This is a genomic window from Streptomyces sp. NPDC093149 (assembly GCF_044754145.1).
Classification (GTDB): Bacteria; Actinomycetota; Actinomycetes; order Streptomycetales; family Streptomycetaceae; genus Streptomyces.
The window spans coordinates 1-4,175 of record NZ_JBIVON010000066.1 but is presented as its reverse complement, the minus strand read 5'-3'; the positions used below and the strand labels follow the sequence as shown (position 1 = coordinate 4,175).

The 4,175-nt window shown below is 72.5% G+C and carries 2 protein-coding genes; both read right to left on the bottom strand.

Annotated elements, in window-relative coordinates; all coding sequences use genetic code 11:
* Nucleotides 1-992 (bottom strand): beta-ketoacyl synthase N-terminal-like domain-containing protein (locus ACIQCZ_RS42440; RefSeq protein WP_402291558.1); only part of this gene is annotated, 992 nt, incomplete at its 3' end.
* A 294-nt stretch (nucleotides 993-1,286) separates the two neighbouring features.
* The coding region (locus ACIQCZ_RS42435) for a type I polyketide synthase (RefSeq protein WP_402291557.1) at nucleotides 1,287-4,175 on the bottom strand (2,889 nt) is incomplete at its 5' end.

Below are 4,175 nucleotides of genomic sequence, written 5' to 3'. Positions count from 1 at the left end.
GCCGGCACAAGACGCGCCACCTCCAACGCCTCCCGGATCACCCGCTGCTGCGAAGGACCGTTCGGAGCCGTCAGCCCCTGACTCCGGCCGTCCTGGTTGACGGCGGAACCCCGCAGGACGGCCAGCACCCGGTCACCGTCGCGCTCAGCGTCCGACAGCCGCTTCAGGACCAGGATGCCCGCACCCTCGGCCCAGCCGGCGCCGTCCGCAGCGGCCGAGAAGGACTTGCAACGCCCGTCCGCGGCCATTCCCTTGAGGCGGGAGAACTCGACGAACAGTGACGGTGCGCTCATGACCGTGACACCACCGGCCAGGGCCAGTTCGCACTCGCCCTGGCGCAGGGCCTGCACGGCGAGGTGGAGCGATACCAGTGACGAGGAGCATGCGGTGTCGACGGTGATCGCGGGGCCCTGGAGGCCGAGGGAGTACGCGACACGGCCCGACACCACGCTCGATGCCTTGCCGGTGCTCACGTAGCCGTCGAGGGAGTCCAGGTCGCGGCCCAGGTCGCCGTAGTCGGAACTCATCGTGCCGAGGTAGACGCCGGTACGGCTCTCGGCCAGTGCGTCGGGCCGGATGCCCGCCCGCTCCAGCGCCTCCCACGACGCCTCCAGCACCAACCGCTGCTGCGGGTCCATCGACACCGCCTCACGCGGCGAAATCCCGAAGAACCCGGCGTCGAACCGCTCGACACCGTCGATGAAGCCGCCCTCACGGGCGTAGCTCTTGCCGACCGTTTCCGGGTCCGGGTCGAAGAGGTCGAGCCCGCGCCAGCGCTCCGGCAGACCGCCCACTGCGTCCCCGCCGGACGCCAGCAGCTCCCAGAACGCCTCCGGCGTATCGATGCCGCCCGGCAGCCTGCACGCCATCGAGATGATCGCGATCGGCTCGTGCTGCCGGGCCTGCTTCGCTTCCAGATCCGCGGCACGCTTCTGCAGCGCACGGATCGCAGGCAGTGCGGCTTCCATCCGATCCTGGTTTGAGATCGACACCATCGAGCCCTTCTCTACAGCCACCGCGAGCAACAGCGTCCCGGAGCGAAAGGTCAGGGACCCTGTCACCCAATCCGTCGCCACTTGAGCCGCGGTTGACGGTTCCTGGACGGCCCGGCACGTTCGGAGCGGACGACGGGGCTCTGCCGGCGGTGGCAGTGCCGCTGTCCCGTCAAGGCTCGGTCCGGGCCACGGCAGCGCGGGGGCCCCGGCGATCAGGTGATCGCCGGGGCCCTCCGTGCCGCTCAGGGGCTCGACAGGTTGTCGGTCCGCGGCCGTGCGCCGCGATGGGGCTCAGTCGAGATCGAGCCCTGATGCCTCCAGCAGTGCGTTCAGCTCGGCGTTGATGTCGTCCACCGAACGCTCCTCCTCGGCCGGTGCGATCGGCATCGTGGCGACCGCCGCGGTGCCGGTGGCTTCCTGTCGGGCCAGTTCGACGAGCTGTTCCAGCAATCCGCTGCTGTGGATCCGGTCGGCGGAGAGCTGTTCCAGGACCCGGCCGAGCACGGACTCGGGGTCCTCTGCCCCAAACGCACCGGCCCCGGACGCGCCGGTCGCGGGTGCCTCCGTCGGCAGGTCCATCCGGCCGAGGACCAGCCGGGCGATGTGGTCGGGGGTCGGATGGTCGAAGGCGAGCGTCGCGGGCAGGGAGATGCCGCTCTCGGCCGACAGGCGGCGTCGCAGCTCGACCGCCATCAGGGAGTCGAGGCCCAGGTCCTTGAGGACCTGCTGCGGCGAGAGCGAACCTCCCCCGCTCACGCCGAGCACGGTGGCGACCTCGCGCAGCACCATTTCCGTCACGAGTTCCGGGCGCCGGTCCTCGGGCGCGGCCAGCAGTTGTTCGCGCAGGCCGGCCGGGCTCGTCGCCGTGGTGGCGGAGGGCGCGCGGCGCGGTCGCAGCCGTACAAGCGCGCGGAACAGGGCGGGGACGTCCTGGCCCTGCTCCGCTGCCCGCCGTATCGCCCGCAGGTCGAGTTTCACGGGGACGAAGTTGTCGGCGGGGCGGGCGAGCGCCGCGTCGAGGAGGGCCAAGCCCTGCTCGACGGGGAGCGGGGCGATGCCCTGGCGGCGCATGCGTTCCAGTTCCACCGCGCCCAGGTGCGAGGTCATGCCCACGCCTGCCTGGTGCCACAGCCCCCAGGCGAGAGCGGTGACCGGGCGCCCCTCCGCCCGTCGCCGGGCGGCGAGGGCGTCGAGGTAGGTGTTGGCCGCGCCGTAGATGCTCTGGCCCGCCGTGCCGACGGTGCCGGCCGCGGAGGAGAAGAGGACGAAGGCGGCGAGGTCGAGGTCCTGGGTGAGTTCGTCCAGGTAGAGGGCGCCCTTCACCTTCGGCGCCATCACTCGGGAGAGTCTCTCCGCGTTCTGGCCGAGAAGGACGCCGTCGTCCAGAATTCCTGCGAGGTGCAGGACAGCCGTCCAAGGCCGGCCCGCCTCAGCAAGACCGAGCACCTGCGCCACGTCATCTCGCCGAGTGACATCACAGGCCACCACACGTACGCATTCCGCACCTTCCTCTTCGAGATCGTGGACGAGTTCCGCGGCCCCGGGGGCTTCGGCGCCGTGTCGGGAGGTCAGGACCAGGTGGCGGACGCCGTGGTGGCGTACGAGGTGCCGGGCGGTCTCGCGGCCGAGTTCGCCAGTGCCACCGGTGATCAGTACCGTGCCCTCGGGGTCGAGCGGCCGTGCGATGGCCTGGTCGTCCGTGGCGGCTTCGCGCACCAGCCGGGCGGCGAGCACCTCACCGTCGCGCACGGCGAGTTCGGGTTCGCCGGTGACGGCGAGGGCGCGGGCGAGCGCGTCCCGGTCCGCGTCGTCCGGGCCGAGGTCGATCAGGCGGAGGCCGCGCTCGGGGTGTTCGGCGCGCGCGGAGCGGATGAGCCCCCACAGGGGCGCGTACGGCAGCCCGTCGAGCCGGTCGCCCGGGGCGGCGGCGACGCTGCCGCGGGTGATCCAGACGAGCTCCGTCGATGCGAGCCGCTCGTCGGACAGCAGTTCCTGGAGCTGTGCGAGGACGTACTCGGTCGCCCTGTACGCGGCTTCGGGCGCGCTGTAGAAGGGCGGGCGGCCGGTCGTGTCGACCACGACACGGGCGGGTGCCTGCGGAGCGCCGTCGAGCAGCGCGGTCAGCTCGTCGATGTCGGGCAGGGCCGGTACGCCGAGGAGCGCGGCGAGTTCGCCGGTTCCGGTCAGCACGGCGTCGGCGGCCGTGCCCTGTGGGGCGGGGGCCGTGACCGGCTGGAACTCCAGGCGGTGGAGACCGTCCGCGCCGTTGTTCCGCGCGGCGCGGAGCTGTTCGGCGGTGGCCCGCCGGAGGCGGAGTCCGCCGATGCGTGCGACGGGCTCCCCCGTCGCGTCGCAGGCCCAGACCCGGATCTCCTGCCCGGCCCCGGAGGATTCGACGTCGATACGGACGCGCAGTTCGCCGCTGCCCGTCGCGTACAGCTCGACATCGGTCCACTCGAAGGGCAGCAGCGCCCCTTCCGGCTCCTCCTCGCCCCGCGCGAGGGTCACGCCCTTCATGATGTGCAGGGCCGTGTCGAGGAGCGCCGGGTGAAGGTTGTACTCGGCCCCGGCGGCGGCCTCGGGCAGGCGCACAGATCCGTACGCCGTGCTGCCCCTGCTCCACAGGCCGGTCAAGCCCCGGAAGGCCGGACCGTAGTCGATGCCCTGGGCGCCGAACCGGTCGTAGAACCCGTCGAGGTCGACCCGCTCGGCCTCGGCCACCGGCCAGCGGCGCAGCTCCGCGAAGGCGTCCGGCGTGCTGCCGGTGGCCTCTTCGCGCAGTTCGCCGCTCGCGTGGCGGGTCCAGTCGTCCTGCGTGTCGTCGGGGCGGCTGTGGATCGTGAGGAGGCGGCGGCCGTCCGTACCGGGCGCACCCACCGTGATCTGGATCCGGACGGCGTCGTCGATCACCAGCGGTTCGGCCAGGGTCAGTTCGGCGACCCCGTCGGCCCCGGCCTCGTGGGCGGCTGCGGTGGCCAGCTCCAGCAGGCCCGTGCCGGGGACGATGACGGAGCCGAAGACGGTGTGGTCCTTCAGCCACGGCTGGTCCGCGAGGGAGAGCCGGGCGGTGATGAGGTGGCCCTCGCCGTCGGCGAGTTCGGTCACCGCGCCCAGCCAGGGGTGTGGTGAGGCTTCGAGGCCGAGCGATCCGGCGTCGCCGGTGGATTTCGGGACCGGGAG